Annotated in this window: 15 protein-coding genes and 1 riboswitch; of the genes, 7 read left to right on the top strand and 8 right to left on the bottom strand. The window is 72.9% G+C overall.

Annotation, left to right across the window (positions count from 1 at the left end):
- Positions 1 to 146: 146 nt before the first annotated feature.
- Positions 147 to 260: riboswitch (SAM riboswitch) on the top strand.
- Between the two features lie 31 nt (positions 261 to 291).
- The 3 genes from HF995_RS11525 (at position 292) to HF995_RS11535 (ending at position 3434) form a co-directional block, all read left to right on the top strand.
- On the top strand, positions 292 to 1740 hold the full coding sequence (locus tag HF995_RS11525) for an aminotransferase class V-fold PLP-dependent enzyme (RefSeq protein ID WP_168447970.1): 1449 nt from the start codon (positions 292 to 294) through the stop codon (positions 1738 to 1740).
- A gap of 187 nt (positions 1741 to 1927) precedes the next feature.
- Entirely contained in the window at positions 1928 to 2710 is a 783-nt protein-coding gene (locus HF995_RS11530; RefSeq protein ID WP_350308873.1) for a GNAT family N-acetyltransferase, read from the top strand.
- 136 nt (positions 2711 to 2846) lie between these two features.
- The gene (locus HF995_RS11535) at positions 2847 to 3434 is read left to right on the top strand and encodes a GNAT family N-acetyltransferase (RefSeq protein WP_168447971.1); all 588 of its coding nucleotides are present in this window, start codon (positions 2847 to 2849) and stop codon (positions 3432 to 3434) included.
- A gap of 116 nt (positions 3435 to 3550) precedes the next feature.
- On the opposite strand, the gene HF995_RS11540 is transcribed toward HF995_RS11535, so the two are convergent.
- Genes HF995_RS11540 through HF995_RS11550 form a run of 3 tightly spaced genes read right to left on the bottom strand, consistent with a single transcriptional unit; the run spans position 3551 to position 7335 of the window.
- Positions 3551 to 4612 (bottom strand): MaoC family dehydratase, encoded by a 1062-nt coding sequence (locus HF995_RS11540; protein WP_168447972.1) that lies wholly within the window; start codon positions 4610 to 4612, stop codon positions 3551 to 3553.
- Between the two features lie 3 nt (positions 4613 to 4615).
- The gene (locus HF995_RS11545) at positions 4616 to 5983 is read right to left on the bottom strand and encodes a 3-oxoacyl-ACP reductase (protein ID WP_168447973.1); all 1368 of its coding nucleotides are present in this window, start codon (positions 5981 to 5983) and stop codon (positions 4616 to 4618) included.
- The gene (locus HF995_RS11550) at positions 5983 to 7335 is read right to left on the bottom strand and encodes an acetyl-CoA C-acetyltransferase (protein WP_210727448.1); all 1353 of its coding nucleotides are present in this window, start codon (positions 7333 to 7335) and stop codon (positions 5983 to 5985) included. Before HF995_RS11550 ends, HF995_RS11545 begins: the two co-directional genes overlap by 1 nt.
- Before the next feature lie 123 nt (positions 7336 to 7458).
- Here HF995_RS11550 and HF995_RS11555 point away from each other — a divergent pair, with 123 nt between their 5' ends.
- The gene (locus HF995_RS11555) at positions 7459 to 8166 is read left to right on the top strand and encodes a TetR/AcrR family transcriptional regulator (RefSeq protein ID WP_168447975.1); all 708 of its coding nucleotides are present in this window, start codon (positions 7459 to 7461) and stop codon (positions 8164 to 8166) included.
- Positions 8167 to 8222: 56 nt separating this feature from the next.
- Positions 8223 to 10286, top strand: a complete 2064-nt coding sequence (locus HF995_RS11560) for an acyl-CoA dehydrogenase family protein (protein WP_168447976.1) — start codon at positions 8223 to 8225, stop codon at positions 10284 to 10286.
- A gap of 74 nt (positions 10287 to 10360) precedes the next feature.
- Here the strand turns inward: HF995_RS11560 and HF995_RS11565 are convergent, their stop codons facing one another.
- From HF995_RS11565 to HF995_RS11585, 5 genes are all read right to left on the bottom strand, one after another.
- Positions 10361 to 10771 (bottom strand): superinfection immunity protein, encoded by a 411-nt coding sequence (locus HF995_RS11565; protein ID WP_168448158.1) that lies wholly within the window; start codon positions 10769 to 10771, stop codon positions 10361 to 10363.
- Positions 10772 to 10812: 41 nt separating this feature from the next.
- On the bottom strand, positions 10813 to 12084 hold the full coding sequence (locus HF995_RS11570; protein ID WP_168447977.1) for a heparan-alpha-glucosaminide N-acetyltransferase domain-containing protein: 1272 nt from the start codon (positions 12082 to 12084) through the stop codon (positions 10813 to 10815).
- A gap of 70 nt (positions 12085 to 12154) precedes the next feature.
- Positions 12155 to 12955 carry a bifunctional hydroxymethylpyrimidine kinase/phosphomethylpyrimidine kinase gene (gene thiD / locus HF995_RS11575; RefSeq protein ID WP_168447978.1) on the bottom strand — a complete coding sequence of 267 codons (801 nt, stop codon included), beginning with the start codon at positions 12953 to 12955 and terminating at the stop codon, positions 12155 to 12157.
- A 140-nt stretch (positions 12956 to 13095) separates the two neighbouring features.
- On the bottom strand, positions 13096 to 13998 hold the full coding sequence (locus tag HF995_RS11580; protein WP_168447979.1) for a dihydrodipicolinate synthase family protein: 903 nt from the start codon (positions 13996 to 13998) through the stop codon (positions 13096 to 13098).
- Between the two features lie 66 nt (positions 13999 to 14064).
- Positions 14065 to 14895 carry a DUF2599 domain-containing protein gene (locus HF995_RS11585; RefSeq protein WP_168448159.1) on the bottom strand — a complete coding sequence of 277 codons (831 nt, stop codon included), beginning with the start codon at positions 14893 to 14895 and terminating at the stop codon, positions 14065 to 14067.
- A gap of 66 nt (positions 14896 to 14961) precedes the next feature.
- On the opposite strand from HF995_RS11585, the gene HF995_RS11590 reads away from it, so the two are divergent.
- Together HF995_RS11590 and purL are read left to right on the top strand one after the other, a co-directional pair.
- Positions 14962 to 15582, top strand: a complete 621-nt coding sequence (locus tag HF995_RS11590) for a LysE family transporter (RefSeq protein ID WP_168447980.1) — start codon at positions 14962 to 14964, stop codon at positions 15580 to 15582.
- Between the two features lie 237 nt (positions 15583 to 15819).
- Entirely contained in the window at positions 15820 to 18144 is a 2325-nt protein-coding gene (purL, locus tag HF995_RS11595) for a phosphoribosylformylglycinamidine synthase subunit PurL (protein ID WP_168447981.1), read from the top strand.
- Positions 18145 to 18160: the final 16 nt, after the last annotated feature.

Below are 18160 nucleotides of genomic sequence, written 5' to 3' on the forward strand. Positions count from 1 at the left end.
TGTGGGGATCGTACCCTCCGTGGAAGGGTGCTGCCGAGGGTGCGACAGATGGCGAGATTCTGCGCCTCCCGACAGCCAGTCTCAGCAGATGGCGTGGCGTCTCAGATGTTGACAGGCGTCGGAGGGCGGTGGGACGATGGCTGCACGGTCATGAGCGCCAGCGCAAAACCCCGGTTTGCTGGCCGGCAACCCTCCACTCGCGGTGGGGTGCCCCGGGTGACGACCAGGCTGCGGTCGACCGACCGCGGCAAGCGCGGGCGCACAGCGCCCAGACTCGCGAAGGGCCCTGCCATGTCGATCGACGCGACCACCTGTCCCGGCCCCCGCACCGACGTGGCGGACGAGCCCGCGCTCCTCCCCGTCGTCGGCCGCGACACCCTCGTCCCGGTCGTCGACGGACGCCACGTCACGTACGCGAACCTCGACGTCGCTGCGTCCGCACCCGCCCTCGAGGCGGTCGCCGCGCGCGTCGCACAGGCCCTCCCGCTGTACGCGAGCGTCCACCGCGGCGCGGGCTACCTCTCGCAGGTCTCGACCGCGCTCTACGAGGCGTCGCGCCGCTCGATCGGCGCGTTCGTCGGCGCGCGCGAGCACGACGTCACGATCATCACGCGCAACACGACCGACTCCCTCAACCTCCTCGCGGGCTGCGTGCCCGCGACGGTCGGGGAGGGACGCGTCCTCGTCCTCGACGTCGAGCACCATGCCAACCTCCTGCCCTGGGCGGCCGCACCCGGCGGCGCCGCCGTCCTCGCAGGCGCGTCGAGCGTCGCCGCGACGCTCGCCGCGTTGCGCGCCGAGCTGGACGCCCGGCCGTACGCGCTCGTCACCGTCACCGGCGCGTCGAACGTGACGGGCGAGGCGCTGCCGGTCGCTGACGTCGTCGCGCTCGCCCACGCCGCAGGCGCACGCGTCGTGCTCGACGGCGCGCAGCTCGTCCCGCACCGCGGCGTCGACATCGATGCGCTCGACGTCGACTACGTCGCCTTCTCCGGGCACAAGACCTACGCGCCGTACGGCGCGGGCGCACTCGTCGGGCGCCGTGACTGGCTCGACAACGGCACACCCCACCTCGCGGGCGGCGGCGCGGTGCGCGCCGTCACGCACGCGGAGCCCGACGGCGCCGCTCCCGGGACCGCGTCCGCGACCTGGGCGCTCGCGCCCGCCCGGCACGAGGCCGGCTCGCCCAACGTCATCGGCGCCGTCGCGCTCGCGGCTGCGTGCGAGGAGCTCGCCGCGCTCGACCCCGCAGCCCTGCACGCGCACGAGGCGCGCCTGCGCGCCCGCCTCGTCGAGGGCCTGTCGCAGATCCCCGGCATCGACGTGCTGCGTGCGTGGGACGACGCCGTCGACCCCGTCGGCGTCGTCACGTTCGTCGTCGACGGGCACGACCCCGGGCTCGTGGCCGCCTACCTGTCGGCGGAGCACGGCATCGGCGTGCGCGACGGCAAGTTCTGCGCCCACCCCTTCCTCGCCCGGCTCGGTCACCGGTACGGCGCCGTGCGGGCGAGCGTCGGCGTCGGCACGACGGGCGAGCACGTCGAGCGGCTCGTCGCCGCGCTCGCGGCGTACGTGCGCGAGGGCACCCGCGCCGACTATGCGGTGCAGGACGGCTGCTGGGTCGTCCGCGACGACCACCGCCCCCTGCCCGACGTGACCGGGCTGTCCGGTCTGGTCGCCACCGCGGCGGTCGCGAACGTCGCGCTCGCGGGTGGGTGCAGCGGCCGGTCCGAGGCGTGAACGAGCCGTCCGTCGCGGAGGCCGCCCGGGCCGCCTGAGCGGGCTTCCGCGAGGGTGATGTGGATCGCACGAAGAGCCTGATGAGTGGCTGGAAACCGCCACTTCCACGCGTCCGTCACCACCTGTTCGTCCCCAGGTCGCGCGGCGGGTGTTGGCGGTGTCCCCGGCGCGTGTTTTCATTTCTCGCGTGGAGCACGACATCACCCTCTCGGGGCACGGTTTTCGCCTCGAGCCGCTGACGCACAAGCACGTCGGCGATCTGGCCGCCATGGTCGATTCCGACCTGTGGGCGGGCATGGCCACACCCATGCCTGTGGGCGAGGTCGGGCTGATGAACTACATCGAAGACTCCCAGGCGCTCGACGGCTGCTACGCCTTCGCCGTCGTCGACGAGGTGAGCGGCGAGGTGCGCGGATCGACCGCTCTCGTCGACCACCAGACGGGTGCGCGCCGCGTCGAGATCGGTCGCACCTTCTACGACCGCGCCGTGTGGGGGCGCGTCGTCAACCCGGTCTGCAAGTTCCTCCTGCTCGAGCACTCCTTCGAGCGGCTCGGCGTGCACCGCGTCCAGCTCCGCGCCGACGCGCGCAACGCGCGCTCGCTCGCCGCGATCGAGCGCCTCGGCGCGACCCGGGAGGGCACGCTGCGAGGCTTCCGTGACGGGCAGGACGGGTCCCGCGTCGACTCCGTCGTCTTCTCGATCCTCGCCCCCGAGTGGCCCGCCGTACGTGAAGGGCTCCTCGCACGGATCGACCCGCTGCGTGCGATCGCCGGGCTCGGCGGCCCCGACGCGACCGCCCTGCTCGACGCGAACGGCCCCGCCCCTCTCGCCGCGGTCGGGGCATCCGTCCCCGACCTCGGGAGCGTCGAGGACGCAGGGGCCGAGCTCGTCAGCGAGCAGCCGACCCCGGCCGCCCGTCGTGGCCGCGCACCGCGCGGGCGGCTCGCGCGCCGCCGCCGACTGCGCTGACGCACGTCGCCGTCGGCCGAGCTGACGCAGACCGCCGGCTGCGCTGACACGCCCCGGCCGCGAGTGGCGGCCCGGGGCGTGGCCGGGAGCGAGAAATCGCAGGCCTGTCCGCGCCCGCCAGCCCTAGTCTGGGCGGATGGAACAGCTCGTCCTCTCAGGTCACGGTGTCCGGCTCGAACCGCTCGAGGCGCGCCACGCCGGTGACCTCAGCGCACTCGTCGACGCCGGTATGTGGCACGGCATGACCGTGCCGCTGCCTGACACGAGCGACTCGATGGCCGCGCACGTCGAGCGGCTCGCCGGGGTGGGGGCGACCGCGTTCGCCGTCGTCGACACGACCGGGACCGAGGCTGTCGCGGGGGTGACGGCGTTCTATGACGTCGCGCACGCCGTCGGCCGTGTCGAGATCGGGCACACGTTCTACGGCCGCCGGTGGTGGGGGACGCACGTGAACCCCGCGGCCAAGCTGCTGCTGCTCACGCAGGCTTTCGACGCCTGGGGCATGACGCGCGTCGCGTTCCGGGCCGACGTGCGCAACGCGCGCTCCCTCGCCGCGATCCGGCGTCTGGGCGCACAGCCCGAGGGAGTCCTGCGCGGGCACCGCGTGGCTTTCGACGGGACGCGCTCCGACACGGCGTACTTCTCGATCCTCCGCGACGAGTGGCCCGCTGCCCGCGCTGGTCTCGAGGGCAGGCTCGCCCAGCTCGGCGGCCCCACGGCCTGACCGCTCGCGCGGTCCCGCGCAGCGGGCCGCAAGGGACCGCGTCGGGCCGATGCCGCGAGGGGCGCCGGGCCCTGGGGGGTCCGGCACCCCTCGTCGCCGCGTGGGACGGCCAGCCGTCAGATCCTTGTGACGGAGCCCGTGAGGTGCGTCTTGCCGCTGCGCGGATGACGCGCCGTGTACTCGAACGAGCCGCGCTGCGGCTCGGCGATCTCGACGGTCACGGTGCCGGGCAGCAGGACGGGCTTGGCAAACTCGACCGTCCAGTCGTACGTCTGCCCGCGGCGCGGCCCGACGTCGGCGAGCGCCCGGGCCGCGGTGTACATGCCGTGCGCGATCGCGCGCGGGAAGCCGAACGCCTTCGCCGAGAGCGCGGACATGTGGATGGGGTTCCGGTCGCCCGACACGGCGCCGTACTCCCGCCCGACGCCGGCCGGCAGCTTCCACACGACCGACCCGGCGGGCTCGCTGCTAGGCACCTCGCCGCTCCCGTCACGGGACCCGACGACGTCCGAACCTTCGCCGAGGTAGGGGGCTGCGCCCGAGGTAGACCCCTGGAAGCCCCTGTCTCCCGTCGAAGCCCCTACCTCGGCGTCAGGGGACCGGTCGGCACGGTCGCCGTCGCCCGGCGCGCTCCCCGCGGCGTGCTTCGCGAGGTACGTCGAGACGCCGCGCCACGCGACCTCGCCGTCGACCGCGACCTCCGCGACGACGTCGAGCTGGCTGCCGCGGCGGTGGGGGCGCAGGTCTTGCGTCCATGCCGTCACCTCGAGCTCGTCGCCGACGGAGACGGGCCGCAGGAGCGACGCCGCGTTCGCGACGTGCACCATGCCGAGCAGCGGCAGGGGGAAGTCGTCTCGGACCATGACGGCCGTCGCGACCGGGAACGCGAGCACGTGCAGGTACCCCGACGGCAGGGCGTCGGCACCGGTCTCGTGCAGCAGGTGCTGGTACGCCGTCAGGTGCGCGACGTCCGCACGGACGCCGCTCGCCCGGTACGCGACCGACGGCAGGGCCGGGCGGCCGCCGACCCCGCGGCGGCCGCCCGGCAGTCGTGAGCGCGCCGACCCGGCCGCGCCCCGCAGGTACAGCCCGCCGAGCCGCGGCACCTCGGCGAGGGCCTGGACCCTCGTGCCCGACGGCGGACCCGAGATCTCCCGGGAGCGTGGCACGGAAGCCATGGCTCAAGCCCCCACGAGGTTCTGCCCGCACACGCGCAGCACCTGGCCGTTGACGGCGCCGCCCGCGGGGGACGCGAGGAAGGCGATCGCCTCGGCGACGTCAGACGGCTCGCCGCCCTGCTGGAGCGAGTTGAGGCGCTTCGCGACCTCACGGGTCGCGAACGGGATGCGCGCCGTCATCTCCGTGACGATGAAGCCCGGCGCGACCGCGTTCACCGTCCCGGTGCCGCCGCTGGCTGCCGCGAGGAGCGGCGCGGTCGCCCGCACCATGCCGATGACGCCGGCCTTCGATGCGCCGTAGTTGGTCTGCCCGCGGTTGCCCGCGATGCCGGACGTCGACGCGAGCGACACGATGCGCGGAGCGTCGCGGAAGTGCTCGGACGCGAGGAGCTGCTCGTTGATCCGCAGCTGCGCGGCGAGGTTCACCGCGAGCACGGACTCCCACGTCTCAGGCTTCATGTTGGCGAGCAACTTGTCGCGCGTGATGCCTGCGTTGTGCACCACGATGTGGAGCCCGCCGTGGCGTGCGATCGCGTGCTCGATGATGCGCGTCCCGGCGTCGGGCGCGGTGATGTCGAGCTGGAGCGCGGTGCCGCGCACCTCGTTCGCGACCTTGGCGAGGTGCTCGCCCGCGGCGGGCACGTCGACGAGGACGAGCGACGCGCCGTCGCGCGCGAGGGTGCGGGCGATCGCGGCGCCGATGCCGCGGGCGGCCCCGGTGACGACGGCGACGCGCCCGGCGAGCGGACGCTCCTCGTCGGAGCCGGTCAGGTCCGCGGTGACGGGTGCGTCGCCGACGGTGACGAGCTGCCCGTCGACGAACGACGACCGCGCGGAGAGGAAGAAGCGCAGGGCGGCGAGGACGCCGTCGTCGGCGGGGGTGGTGGACTCGTGCGCGAGCACGAGCCCGTTGGCGGTAGCGCCGCCGCGCATCTCCTTGCCGAGCGAGCGGACGAACCCGTCGACAGCCTGACGGGCAGCCGCTGCTGTCGGTGTCGTCGCGCCCGACGCGGCACGCGAGATCGTCACGACGCGCCCGCCGCGCGCCATCTGCTTGAGGGCGGGGGCGATCGGCAGGACGTGCGCGCCGAGCTCGCTCGCGTCGTCGACCTCCGCGAGCACGACGACGACGGCGCCCCACCGGGTCGAGCCCGTCGAGGGGGAGCGGTGCACCTCGAGGTCCCAGCCGAGCAGCGCCGTCGCGAGCGCGTCGGTCTGGTCGGTGTCCGGGCCGAGGACGAGCACGGAACCAGGCACGAGCGCCGCTCCCGGCGTGTAGCGCCGCAGGGGAGCGGGCTGCGGCAGGCCCAGCTTCTTGGCGAGCGATCCCGCGAACCCGCCGTTGACGAGGTCGATGTACCTGTCGCTCATCAGTTGCCTCCCTCGGCCGGGACGGACTCGAGAATCGCGGTGACGCCGAGGCCCCCGGCCGCGCAGACCGTGATGAGTGCGCGGGCCGGCGTGCCGTGCTCACGCTGGTGCTCGGCGAGCAGCTTTGCGGTCTGCGCGACGATGCGACCTCCGGTCGCGGCGAACGGGTGCCCTGCGGCGAGCGACGAGCCGTTGACGTTGATCCGGTCGGGGTCGATCGTGCCGAGCGCGCCGTCGAGGCCGAGCTCGGTGCGGCAGTAATCGTCGTCGGCCCATGCGGCCTGGGTCGTCAGCAGGACGGAGGCGAACGCCTCGTGGATCTCGACGTAGTCGAAGTCCTCCAGGCGCAGCCCGTTGCGGGTGAGCAGGCGTGCGGCGGCGTGGACGGGCGCCATGAGCAGGCCTTCGTGGCCGTGGACGAAGTCGACCGCGGCGGTTTCGGCGTCGACGATGCGGGCGAGCAGCGGCAGGTTGCGTTCCTGCGCCCACTGGCGGGACCCGAGCAGGACGGCTGACGCGCCGTCGGACAGCGGCGTCGAGTTGCCTGCCGTCATGGTCGCCGCCGTCGGGAGGCTCTTGCCGAACACGGGCGAGAGCTTGGCGAGCTTCTCGGCGGACGTCTCGGGGCGCAGGATCTGGTCCCGCACGAGGCCGCGGTACGGGGTGACGAGGTCGTCCTGGAAGCCGCGGTCGTACGAGGCCGCGAGGTTGTGGTGCGAGCGCAGCGCGACGTCGTCCTGCGCCTCGCGGGTGATGCCCCAGCGGGCGGTCGTGATCGCCTGGTGCTCGCCCATCGACAGGCCGGTGCGGGGCTCGTCGGTGCGCGGTGCGTCGGGTGCGAGGTGCTTCGGGCGGACCTTGAGGAACGCCTTGACGCGGCTCGGCGTGTCCTTCGCGTGCGCGGCGGCGAGGAGGACACGGCGCAGGCCCTTGCTCACGGCGATCGGTGCGTCGGACGTCGAGTCGACGCCGCACGCGATCCCGGACTCGGTCTGGCCGAGGCGGATCTTGTTGCTGAGGGAGACGACCGCCTCGAGGCCGGTCGCGCACGCCTGCTGCAGGTCGAACGCGGGGGTGCGCGGGTCGAGCGTCGTGCCGAGGACGCTCTCGCGGACGAGGTTGAAGTCTGCCGAGTGCTTGAGGACGGCGCCGCCGACGACCTCGCCGATGCGCTCGGACTGGAGGCCGTGGCGGGCGATCAGGCCGTCGAGCGCGGCGGTGAGCATGTCCTGGTTGCTGGCCCGCGCGTAGGCGCCGCCGACCTTGCCGAAGGGGATACGGTTGCCGCCGAGGACGTAGGCGTCGCGGACGCCGTCTGCTGGGCTGGCGCCGGGGGTGGTGGTCTGGGACATCGGTTCCCTCTCGCTCCGTTGCTGGGAATGTTCCTCGAACCCAGAGTACCTGATACTGTGGGTTTCGTGAGCCGGGTCACGTCGTGACGTACCCGACACCAGGCACCGACAGGCAAGGAAGCCATGCGAGCGAACGACGTCGTCGAACAGGTAGGCACGGACGCGGCCGACGGCCGCTCCACCCGGTGGGAGGGCCATCGGGTAGCGCGCCGCACCGAGCTGACGCACGCCGCCCGCCGGGCCGTGCACCGCCGAGGCCCCGACCTCTCGATGGACGAGATCGCCAGCGAGCTCGGCACCTCGAAGTCCATCCTCTACCGCTACTTCGGCGACAAGGTCGGGCTGCAGAACGCCGTCGGCGAAGCCGTCGTCGAAGCCATCCGCGCCACCCTCGCCCAAGCGTCCGAGCACGCCCCGACCCCGCGAGCGTCCCTCGAGGCCATGGTGCGTGCCTACCTGCAGATGATCGAGCACTCGCCGAGCGTCTACTACTTCGTCACCCGCAACGCCCCCGTCGCCAACTCCGTCGTCAAGCACTCCGGCGACGCACCGCTCACCGCGCAGCAGGCGCCGCTGAGCGACTTCATGCACTCTGTCGTCGCCCTCGTCGCACGTCCCTTCGCCGAAGAGGTCGGCAGCTACGACACCGCCCAGGTCGACGCCTGGGCGGCCGGCGCGGTCGGCTTCGTCACCGGCACCGGCGAGTGGTGGCTCTCCCGCCGCGACTCGCCCACCACGCCCGATGCCGCTCACGTCGCGGCACAGATCACCGCATGGCTCTGGGTCGGGCCCGGCGGCGGCATGATCCCGCAGGCCCGCACGACCCCCTGAGACGCCTGGGGCGCGAGCCCCGCACCCGAAGAACCGTTGGAGACAAAGGAGTCCCGATGACCACCACCGTTGCACCCTCCGCCAAGGACGTCGACGTGGAGGCGCGCGTCGACGTCGCGAGCCTCACGCACCAGCTTCTCGGCCGGTGGGGTGACCTGCGCCTGTTCTCCCGCGCGATCGTCGGTGACCCGCGCTTCCAGAAGATCGAGGGCCTCCCGGTCGCCGAGCACCGCGAACGCGTCCTCGAACAGCTCAAGCTCCTCGTCACCGAGGCCAAGGTGCTGCGCGCCTTCCCCGAGCGCCTCGGCGGCGCCGACGACGCGGGCGGCTCCCTCGCAGGCTTCGAGGAACTCGTCGCCGGTGACCCGTCCATGCAGATCAAGGGCGGCGTGCAGTGGGGACTCTTCGCGTCAGCGATCCTCCACCTCGGTACCCCCGAGCAGCACGACCGCCTCCTCCCCGGCGCCATGACCCTCGCGGTGCCCGGCGCCTTCGCCATGACGGAGATCGGTCACGGCTCGGACGTCGCGTCCGTCGCGACGACCGCGACCTACGACGAAGAGACGCAGGAGTTCGTCATCCACACGCCGTTCAAGGCGGCGTGGAAGGAGTACCTCGGGAACGCCGGCAAGCACGGCGTCGCCGCCGTCGTCTTCGCCCAGCTCATCACCAAGGGCGTCAACCACGGCGTCCACGCGTTCTACACGCCGATCCGCGAGCAGAACCCCGACGGCAGCGCAGGCGCGTTCCTCCCGGGCATCGGCGGAGAGGACGACGGCGTCAAGGGCGGCCTCAACGGCATCGACAACGGCCGCCTCCACTTCACGAACGTCCGCGTGCCCCGCGAGAACCTCCTCGCACGCTACGGCGCCGTTGCCGCTGACGGCACGTACTCGTCGCCGATCGAGAGCTCGGGCCGCCGCTTCTTCACGATGCTCGGCTCGCTCGTCCAGGGACGCGTCTCCCTCGACGGCGCCGCGGTCAACGCCCAGAAGATCGGCCTTGCTATCGCCGTCCGCTATGGCAACGAGCGCCGCCAGTTCCCCGGGGCGAACGGCGAGGAGACCGTCCTCCTCGACTACGGCCGCCACCAGCGGCGCCTCGTCCCTCTGATCGCGCGCACGTACGCCGCGCACTTCGCGCACGACCGCCTGCTCGACCTGTTCCACGCCGTCTTCTCCGGCGAGACCGACACGCCCGAGTCGCGTGAGGACCTCGAGACGATGGCCGCCGCGCTCAAGGCGTCCTCGACCTGGACCGCGCTCAGCACGCTCCAGGAGTGCCGCGAGGCGTGCGGCGGCGCCGGGTTCATCGCCGAGAACCGTCTCACCGGCCTGCGCTCCGACCTCGACGTGTACGTCACGTTCGAGGGCGACAACACGGTCCTGCTGCAGCTCGTCGGCAAGCGGCTCCTGTCGGACTACGCCAACGAGTTCAAGAACATCGACGCAGGCGGCATGGCGCGGCTCGTCGTCGAGCGTGCCGCGGACACCGTGCTCTATGGGACTCCCGTCGCCCGCGCCCTGCAGACCATCACCGACCAGGGGCAGCGGCGCCGCGCCGTCGGCCACCTGCGCGGGGAGGACGCGCAGCGCGCGCTCCTCGCCGACCGCGTCGAGACGATGGTCGAGCACGTCGCCGGGCGCCTGCGCCCCGCCTCGAAGCTGCCTGCAGCCGAGGCCGCCGCGCTGTTCAACCAGAACCAGCACGAGCTCATCGAGATGGCCAAGGCCCACGCAGAGCTCGTCCAGTGGGAGGCGTTCACCAAGGCGCTGCTCGACGTCAAGGACGAGGGTACGCGCCGCGTTCTCACCTGGGTGCGCGACCTGTACGGACTCACGGTCATCGAGAACAACCTCGCCTGGTACCTCATGAACGGCCGCCTCACCGGCCAGCGGGCCCGCACCGTGTCGAGCTACATCGACCGCCTCGTGCTGCGGCTGCGCCCGCACGCTCAGGACCTCGTCGACGCGTTCGGTTACGGCCCCGAGCACCTGCGGGCGCCCATCGCGACGGGCGCGGAGAAGGAACGTCAGGACGAGGCGCGGGCCTACTACCGTGCGCTGCGCGCCGCGGGCGACGAGCCCGTCAAGGAGAAGCACCTCCAGAAGAAGCGCTGACCCGGCGCCTGACGACGCAGCGCCCCCGTTCCCGTGGCTGCGGGGACGGGGGCGCTGTCGCGCTGTCGGGCGGCCTACAGCGCGCGCTGGCCGGTCCAGCGCACGCCGTCCCAGAACTCCTGCCCGCCCTGTGGGCTCGGATACCAGCCGGGAGGTGTCGCAGGAAAGGGCGCCCCGGCGCCGCCGATGATCGCGTGCGACTGGCACGCCATGACGAGGGCCACGATCCACCCGATGAAGGTCCAACCGAGGAGGACGTTCAGCAGGGCGATGCTGCCGTGGTTGGAGCGCCCGCGGGTCGCAGCGATGGCCCAGGGCAGCGTGTAGAACCCGGTGAGCACAGCGAGGACCCAGGCGATGACCACGACGGCTGGGTCGACTACGCGGCGGTCGGTCACGTACGCGGGCGCGCCGCCCCACGTCGTCCCGAAGGCGTGAGGGTACGGCTGCGGCGAGAACGGTCCCGTCGAGTACGGGTCAGACATGGGCGCCAGCCATCCTCCGTCGGCGTGGGTGATCGATCAGCTCACGGTAGCGCGAACCGTCGCGCGGTTCGCGCGACGAGCCGCTCGAGCGGACCAGAGCCGACGGCCGCGACCCACAAGGTCGCGAAGACCATGAGGAGGATGCTCTGCTCGGCCCACTGGATCGGTCCCGGCGCTACGGAGTCGCTCAGGATCGCGAGGGCGACGATGTGCAAGGAGTACGCCGTCAGCGGCATGCTGCCGAGCGCGGCCAGCGGGATCAGCAGCACCCGCAGGAACCGCGCGAGGAGCAGGCAGAGCGCGAGGACCATCAGCGCGACGCCGCCCGAGCCGACAACCTCGGAGATCCCGCCCGAGTGCGGGTAGTCCGCGAGCACGGACGAGCGGATGGAGTCGAGGACGGAGGGCTCGTCAGGGGTGTCGATGATCGGCTCGTCGTCGGGCACGTCCGTGGCGTCGTAGCACGAGACGTAGCTGCCGGGCCCCGGGTAGCGCTCGCACGTCATCCCGGTGAGGTCGACGTCCTCGCCGGGGAGCGTCTCCGGCCCGGCGAGCTTGTCGGAGCCAGCGGGAGCCGAGCTGGCTGATGAGGTTGTGGTGACGGACGTGGACCCCGTCGGGGAGGAGGGCGACGCGACGACCGGCTCGTCGAACTGTGTCCCGAGCATGCCGCCGATCGCGCCGGTGATCGCGAGAGCGAGACCGATCGCGAGCAGCCGCGCGGCGATCCCGAGCGAACGGAGCCGTGACCGGCCGACTGCCATCCCTGCGAACATCAGGGCGAGCCACACCGGCACGGAGTACGTGGAGAAGAACGTGAAGGTCGCTCCGATACCGCCGTAGCGGTTGGTCGCGGCGAGAGTCGCGCCCAGGACCGGGCCGAGCACGCCGAGAAGCCCCGACGCGAAGAGGAGCCGCCGCCTCGACCAGCCCACGAACGGCGCGACGGCGACGAACAGCGCGCCGTACACGCACAGGATGATCGCGACGGGAGTGCCGAGCGACTCGAGCACCAGCCCGATGACGAACACCGCGAGGCCTCTCCCGACGAGCGTGAGACGTGTCCGCCGCACCGCGTCGTCGTCGGACGGGTCGAGGTTGCGCGTCATGAGCGCGACCGACACGCCCGCGACGAGCGCGAACAGCAGCGACGACCGTCCGTGCGCGAGCCCCGCCCACGTCGACGGGTCGCTCCACTTGAGATCAGGTGCCCCGCCGACGTGCGCGGCGATCATGCCGACGACGGCGACGCCGCGCGCGACGTCGACCCCCATCACCCGTGGCGGGCGCCCGAAGTCCTTCAGCCCACGCACGCCCAGCTTCCCCCTGCGCCCCCACGGCTTCCCGAGCCGGCGCTGCGGCGCCAGCTCGGGAGCGTGCGGGTCAGCCTGCGTAAGCACCCTGCCAAGCAGACGTGAAGGGTGCGTTGGACGGGAGGCGGGCCTCGACGGCGGCGGTCACGAAGTCCTTGGCGACGGCGACGGCGTCACGCACCGACGCGCCCTTCGCGAGCTCCGCGGTGATCGCCGCTGCGAACGTGCAACCGGCACCGGAGACGCGCTCCTCGCCGATTTTCGGACGGGAGAACACCTCGACGCCGTCGTCGGAGACGAGCACGTCGACCGCGTCCGGACCGGGGAGCTCGACGCCGCCCTTCGCGACGACGAACGGAACACCCAGCTCGTGGATGCGCTTCGCAGCGGCAACCAGCTCGTCGACCGTCGTGATGTCGTCGACGCCCGCGAGAGTCTTCGTCTCGAAGAGGTTCGGCGTGACGACCGTCGCGAGCGGCAGGACCTTCTCCCGCAGCGCCGTGTCCGTGTCGAGCGCGGCGCCCGGCTCCTGGCCCTTGCAGATCAGGACCGGGTCCAGCACGACGTGCTTGAACGAGTGCTCCGAGAGCTCACGGGCGACCGTCTCGTTCGTCACGGGCGTGCCGAGCATGCCGATCTTGACCACGTCGATGTCGTGCACCCCCGTCGCGGCCTCGATCTGGTCTGCGATCACAGGAGCGTCGACCGGCACGAAGCGGTGCCCCCAGTCGTTCTTCGGGTCGAACGAGACGATGCACGTCAGCGCCCCCGAACCGTGCACGCCCAGCTGCTGGAACGTCTTGAGATCGGCCTGGATGCCGGCGCCGCCGGAAGCCTCAGACCCTGCCACGACTAGTGCGAAATCAACCATGGGCACCATTGTGGCCCCTCAGCGGCGCAGCCCGGCAGGACCGTCCGGGGGGCGGCCGCGACCCGGACGGTCGCCTCACGGTGCGTCGTCCGCCGCCTGTGGCGACCGCTCAGCGTCGGGACTCGATGTGACCGAGCGTCTCAGCCCGCAAGTGCAGTCAGCACGCGGGCGGCGTCGGCCCGCGCATCACCGGACAGCGGCAGGAGCGGGCGCGGCAGCGACGGGGCGTCGACGAGGCCGAGGAGCTCGACGAACGTCGCAGCGACCCGCACGCCTGCGTGCGTGCGGACCAAGTCCCACAGCGGCGCGAGCCGCTCGACCGTGGCGTGCACCGACTCGTCGCCTGCGCGCGCTGCCCGCGCGAGAGGCACGACGACGTCAGGCAGCGCACCGCCCACCGTCGAGTGCCACGTGTCCGCGCCCGCGAGCAGTCCTGCGGGACCGGACGGGTCGCCCGAGAACCCGAGCGTCACGCCGTCGGGCAGAGAAGCGCGCAGCTCCGCGACGCGGCGGCGCGCATCGTCGGGCCCGCCCGTCGGGCCGGGCGTCTTAATGCCGCCGACGCCGGGCAGCGCGGCGAGCTCCGCGAGGAGCCCGTGCGACATGTCGACGCGCGTCGTGCCCGGGTTGTCGTACACGACGAGCGGCACGTCCAGCCCGGCGACCACATCCGTGAACAGGGCGACGACCTCGGCGCCGACGAGCGGTACGTACCCCACCGGCGCGAGCAGGACGGCCGCCGCTCCCGCCGCCTGCGCGTCGTCTGCGTGCGCGCGCACGAGGGACGTGCGCAGCCCTGAGATCCCCGCGACCACGGGCAGGCCCGTGTGCCCGACGGCGGTGCGCACGACGTCGCGCCGCTCGTCGCGGTCCAGGTGCATCGCGGCCCCCGTCGAGCCGAGGACGCCGAGCCCGTCGACGCCGGCGGCCGTCGCCCGCTCGACGAGCCGCGCGAACGCTGTGAGGTCGACACGGTCATCCCGCACAGGCGTCGGGAGGTAGGCGATCAGCCCGGTCGGGGCCGAGGTGCGCTGCGCGATCATGTCATCGACCGTAGCCGCGGGCGCTCGCGGACGGACACGGCTGGCCCGCGTCCTGAGACGCGGTCGTCAGTCGGCCGGGTTGCAGCGGGCGAGCAGATAGTCGAGATAGTCGACGTCGGGGCGCCACGGTTCGAGGTTCCAGCTCTCCTTCGTGGGGGCGCCGAGGGCGTGGCAGCGCAGCTGCTTGTCCATCACGGACGTGCCTGCCTCAGGCTCAGTGGCGACGAGCGCCTGCCGCACCGCCTCGAGCGCGGCGCCCGATCCGGAGCGACCGAACGCCGTCGGGAAGACCTGCAGCGACCTGCCGCCCTCGAGTCGTTCCGCCCACACCGCACGCTCGAGCGCCGACGGCGCGACGTCGAGCGTCACCGTCACAGGGAGCTGCGCCGTGCCGCGGGCACGGAGCCGCACTTCGAGCCGCTCGCCGTCGCCCTCCACGAGCGTGCCGACCGGCGTGCCCGCCGCGTCCTTCGCCGTCGGCGGCGCCAGGCCGCCCACCTCCGGGCGCGCGTCCTCGACGAGCACGGCCGACCGGTCCGTCTGCACCTCCCAGCGCGCGCCCTCGGGCGCGGGCAGCGCGAGGATCGCGTCGCGGGTCGCGAACGTCGCCACGACCTGGATCGCACCCTCGCCGAACGTGCTCTCCCCGGTCGTCAGCGCGCCGTCGGTCAGGACGGCTTTCACGGTGCGCTCGAGGCCGTCCGGCACCGCGAGCTCCGCGGGAGTCGGCACGGCGGTCGGGGACGACGTCGCGCCCGCCGTGGTCGTGGACGTCGCCGGGGCGGGCGACCGCAGGCCCGAGCAGCCCGCGAGCAGAGCCGCACCGACCGCGACCGCGCACGCCAGGCGCACGCCGCGCTGGGCGCGACCGAGCGGGCGGAGTCGAGTGGGCTGCACGCACCGAGGCTAACCGTCGTGCGAAACACGAGGCGCCGGGCGGCGCCGCGGGCATAGCATCCGGGCATGACATGGCAGGTGTGGGCGGCGTTCCTCGGTGCGTCGCTCGCGATCAGCCTGTCACCCGGAGCGGGCGCCGTGACGTCGATGTCGACGGGGCTCGCGGTCGGGCTGCGGCGCGGGTACTGGAACATCCTGGGCCTGCAGATCGGCGTCGTCCTCCAGATCGGCGTCGTCGCCGCCGGCGTCGGAGCGCTGATCGCCGGGTCCGACGTCGCGTTCGAGGTCATCAAGTGGTTCGGCGTCGCGTACCTCGCCTACCTCGCGATCGCGCAGTGGCGCGCCGTCCCGAGCGAGGCGGACGTGACCGTCGAGGTCGCCGAGCTCAGCCCGCGCGCGCTCGTCACGCGCGGCTTCCTCGTCAACGCGTCCAACCCCAAGGCCGTCGTCTTCATGCTCGCCGTGCTGCCGCAGTTCCTCGACCCGGCGCGGCCGCTCGTGCCGCAGTACCTCGCGATCACCGCCACCATGATCACGGTCGACGTCCTCGTCATGACCGGCTACACCGGGTTCGCCGCCAAGGTGCTCCGCGCGCTGCGGTCGCCGCGCCAGCAGCGCGCCGTCAACCGCGGCTTCGCGTGCGCGTTCGCGCTCGCGGCGCTCCTGCTCGCGCTCATCCGGCACTGAGCGGCCCGCACCCGCCCACAGGCCGACGTCGGCCCTCCCGCCACGCCTCGAACGCACCTCCCGCCGGACGTGAGACGCGCCGCAGCCCGCGTGCGGGCCTGGATAGACTGACGCCGTCTCGCCCGCACGGATGAGCACCCGGACGCACCTGCCGCCCGGCGCCCGCACGGCGCCGCCCGGCTCCGCGCGGACGATGCCGGCTCGCCGTACGCTCGCCCACCACACCTGAGGGAATCGATGACCGCGCCCAAGCCCACCCTGGACACCGTCGAGAACGCAGCGGCCACCCCCGACGAGCAGCAGCCGTTCGCCGAGCTCGGGCTCAAGCCCGAGGAGTACCAGCGGATCCGCGACATCCTCGGGCGCCGCCCCACGGCCGCCGAGCTCGCGATGTACTCGGTCATGTGGTCCGAGCACTGCTCGTACAAGTCGTCCAAGGTGCACCTGTCGAAGTTCGGCAAGAAGACCACCGACGAGATGAAGAAGCACCTCCTCGTCGGCATCGGTGAGAACGCGGGCGTCGTCGACATCGGCGACGGCTGGGCCGTCACCTTCAAGGTCGAGTCGCACAACCACCCGTCGTTCGTCGAGCCCTACCAGGGCGCCGCGACCGGAGTCGGCGGCATCGTCCGCGACATCATCTCTATGGGCGCGCGCCCCGTCGCCGTCATGGACCAGCTGCGCTTCGGCGCCGTCGACCACCCCGACACGGCGCGCGTCGTGCACGGGGTCGTGTCCGGCGTCGGCGGCTACGGCAACTCGCTCGGCCTGCCGAACATCGGCGGCGAGCTCGTGTTCGACGCGTCCTACCAGGGCAACCCGCTCGTCAACGCCCTGTGCCTCGGCGTGCTGCGCCACGAGGACATCCACCTCGCCAACGCCTCCGGCGTCGGCAACAAGGTCGTGCTGTTCGGCGCCCGCACGGGCGGCGACGGAATCGGTGGTGCGTCCATCCTCGCGTCGGAGACGTTCGAGGACGGCGTCCCCGCGAAGCGCCCCTCCGTCCAGGTCGGCGACCCGTTCATGGAGAAGGTGCTCATCGAGTGCTGCCTCGAGCTGTACGCGGCCAACGTCGTCGAGGGCATCCAGGACCTCGGCGCGGCCGGCATCTCGTGCGCGACGTCGGAGCTCGCCTCCAACGGTGACGGCGGCATGCACGTGTGGCTCGACGACGTCCTGCTGCGCGACCCGTCGCTCAACGCCGGCGAGATCCTCATGTCGGAGTCGCAGGAGCGCATGATGGCGGTCGTCACGCCGGAGAAGCTCGACGAGTTCCTCGCGATCACGAAGAAGTGGGACGTCGAGACGGCTGTCGTCGGCGAGGTCAACGACTCGGGCCGCCTGACGATCGACCACCACGGGCAGCGCATCGTCGACGTCGACCCCCGCACGGTCGCGCACGAGGGCCCTGTCTACGAGCGCCCGTACGCGCGCCCGTCCTGGCAGGACGCGCTCAACGCCGACACGACCGTCGCCGCGGGCCTCGCCCGCCCCGAGACGGGCGACGAGCTGCGCGCGACCGCGCTGCAGATCCTCGGCTCGCCCAACCACGCGTCCAAGGCGTGGGTGACCAACCAGTACGACCGCTTCGTGCAGGGCAACACCGCGCTCGCCCAGCCTGACGACTCCGGCGTCGTCCGTGTCGACGAGTCGACCGGCCTCGGCGTCGCGCTCGCGACCGACGCGAACGGCCGCTACGCGAAGCTCGACCCGCGCACCGGCGCCCAGCTCGCGCTCGCCGAGGCGTACCGCAACGTCGCGACGACGGGCGCCCGCCCGCTCGCGATCACCGACTGCCTCAACTTCGGCTCCCCCGAGGACCCCGACTCGATGTGGCAGCTCGTCGAGGCGATCGAAGGCCTCGCCGACGGCTGTGCTGAGCTCGGCACGCCCGTCACCGGCGGCAACGTCTCGCTCTACAACGGCACGGGCGAGCCCGGCCAGATCGACTCGTCGATCCACCCGACGCCCGTCGTCGGCGTGCTCGGCGTGATCGACGACGTCACCCGCGCGACCGGCTCCGGCTGGCGCAACCCGGGCGAGTCGATCTTCCTGCTCGGCACCACGCGCGCCGAGCTCGACGGCTCCGCGTGGGCCGACGTCGTGCACCAGCACCTCGGCGGCCTGCCGCCGCGCCTGGACCTCGCCGCCGAGAAGGCGCTCGCCGACGTCCTCATCAACGCGAGCCGGGACGGCCTCGTCGACGCGGCGCACGACCTCTCCGAGGGCGGCCTCGTCCAGGCACTCGTCGAGGCGAGCCTGCGCTACGGCGTCGGCGCGACCGTGTCGCTCGACGCGCTCCTCGAGCGCGACGGCATCACCGCGTTCGAGGCGCTGTTCTCCGAGACGACCGCCCGCGCGATCGTGTCCGTCCCGCGCGGCGAGGAGGTGCGCCTCGTCGACGCGTGCGTCGCCCGCGGCGTGCCGCACCTGCGCCTCGGCGAGACCGGCGCGACGACCGAGGACGACGCCGAGGCGCTCGTGATCGACGGCGTCTTCACGCTCCCGCTCGAGCAGGCCCGCGAGGTCTTCGAGGGTGCGCTCCCCGCGATCTTCGGCTGAGGCTGAGGCTGAGGCG

The sequence above is a fragment of the Sanguibacter hominis ATCC BAA-789 genome (assembly GCF_012396185.1).
GTDB classification, from domain to species: Bacteria; Actinomycetota; Actinomycetes; order Actinomycetales; family Cellulomonadaceae; genus Flavimobilis; species Flavimobilis hominis.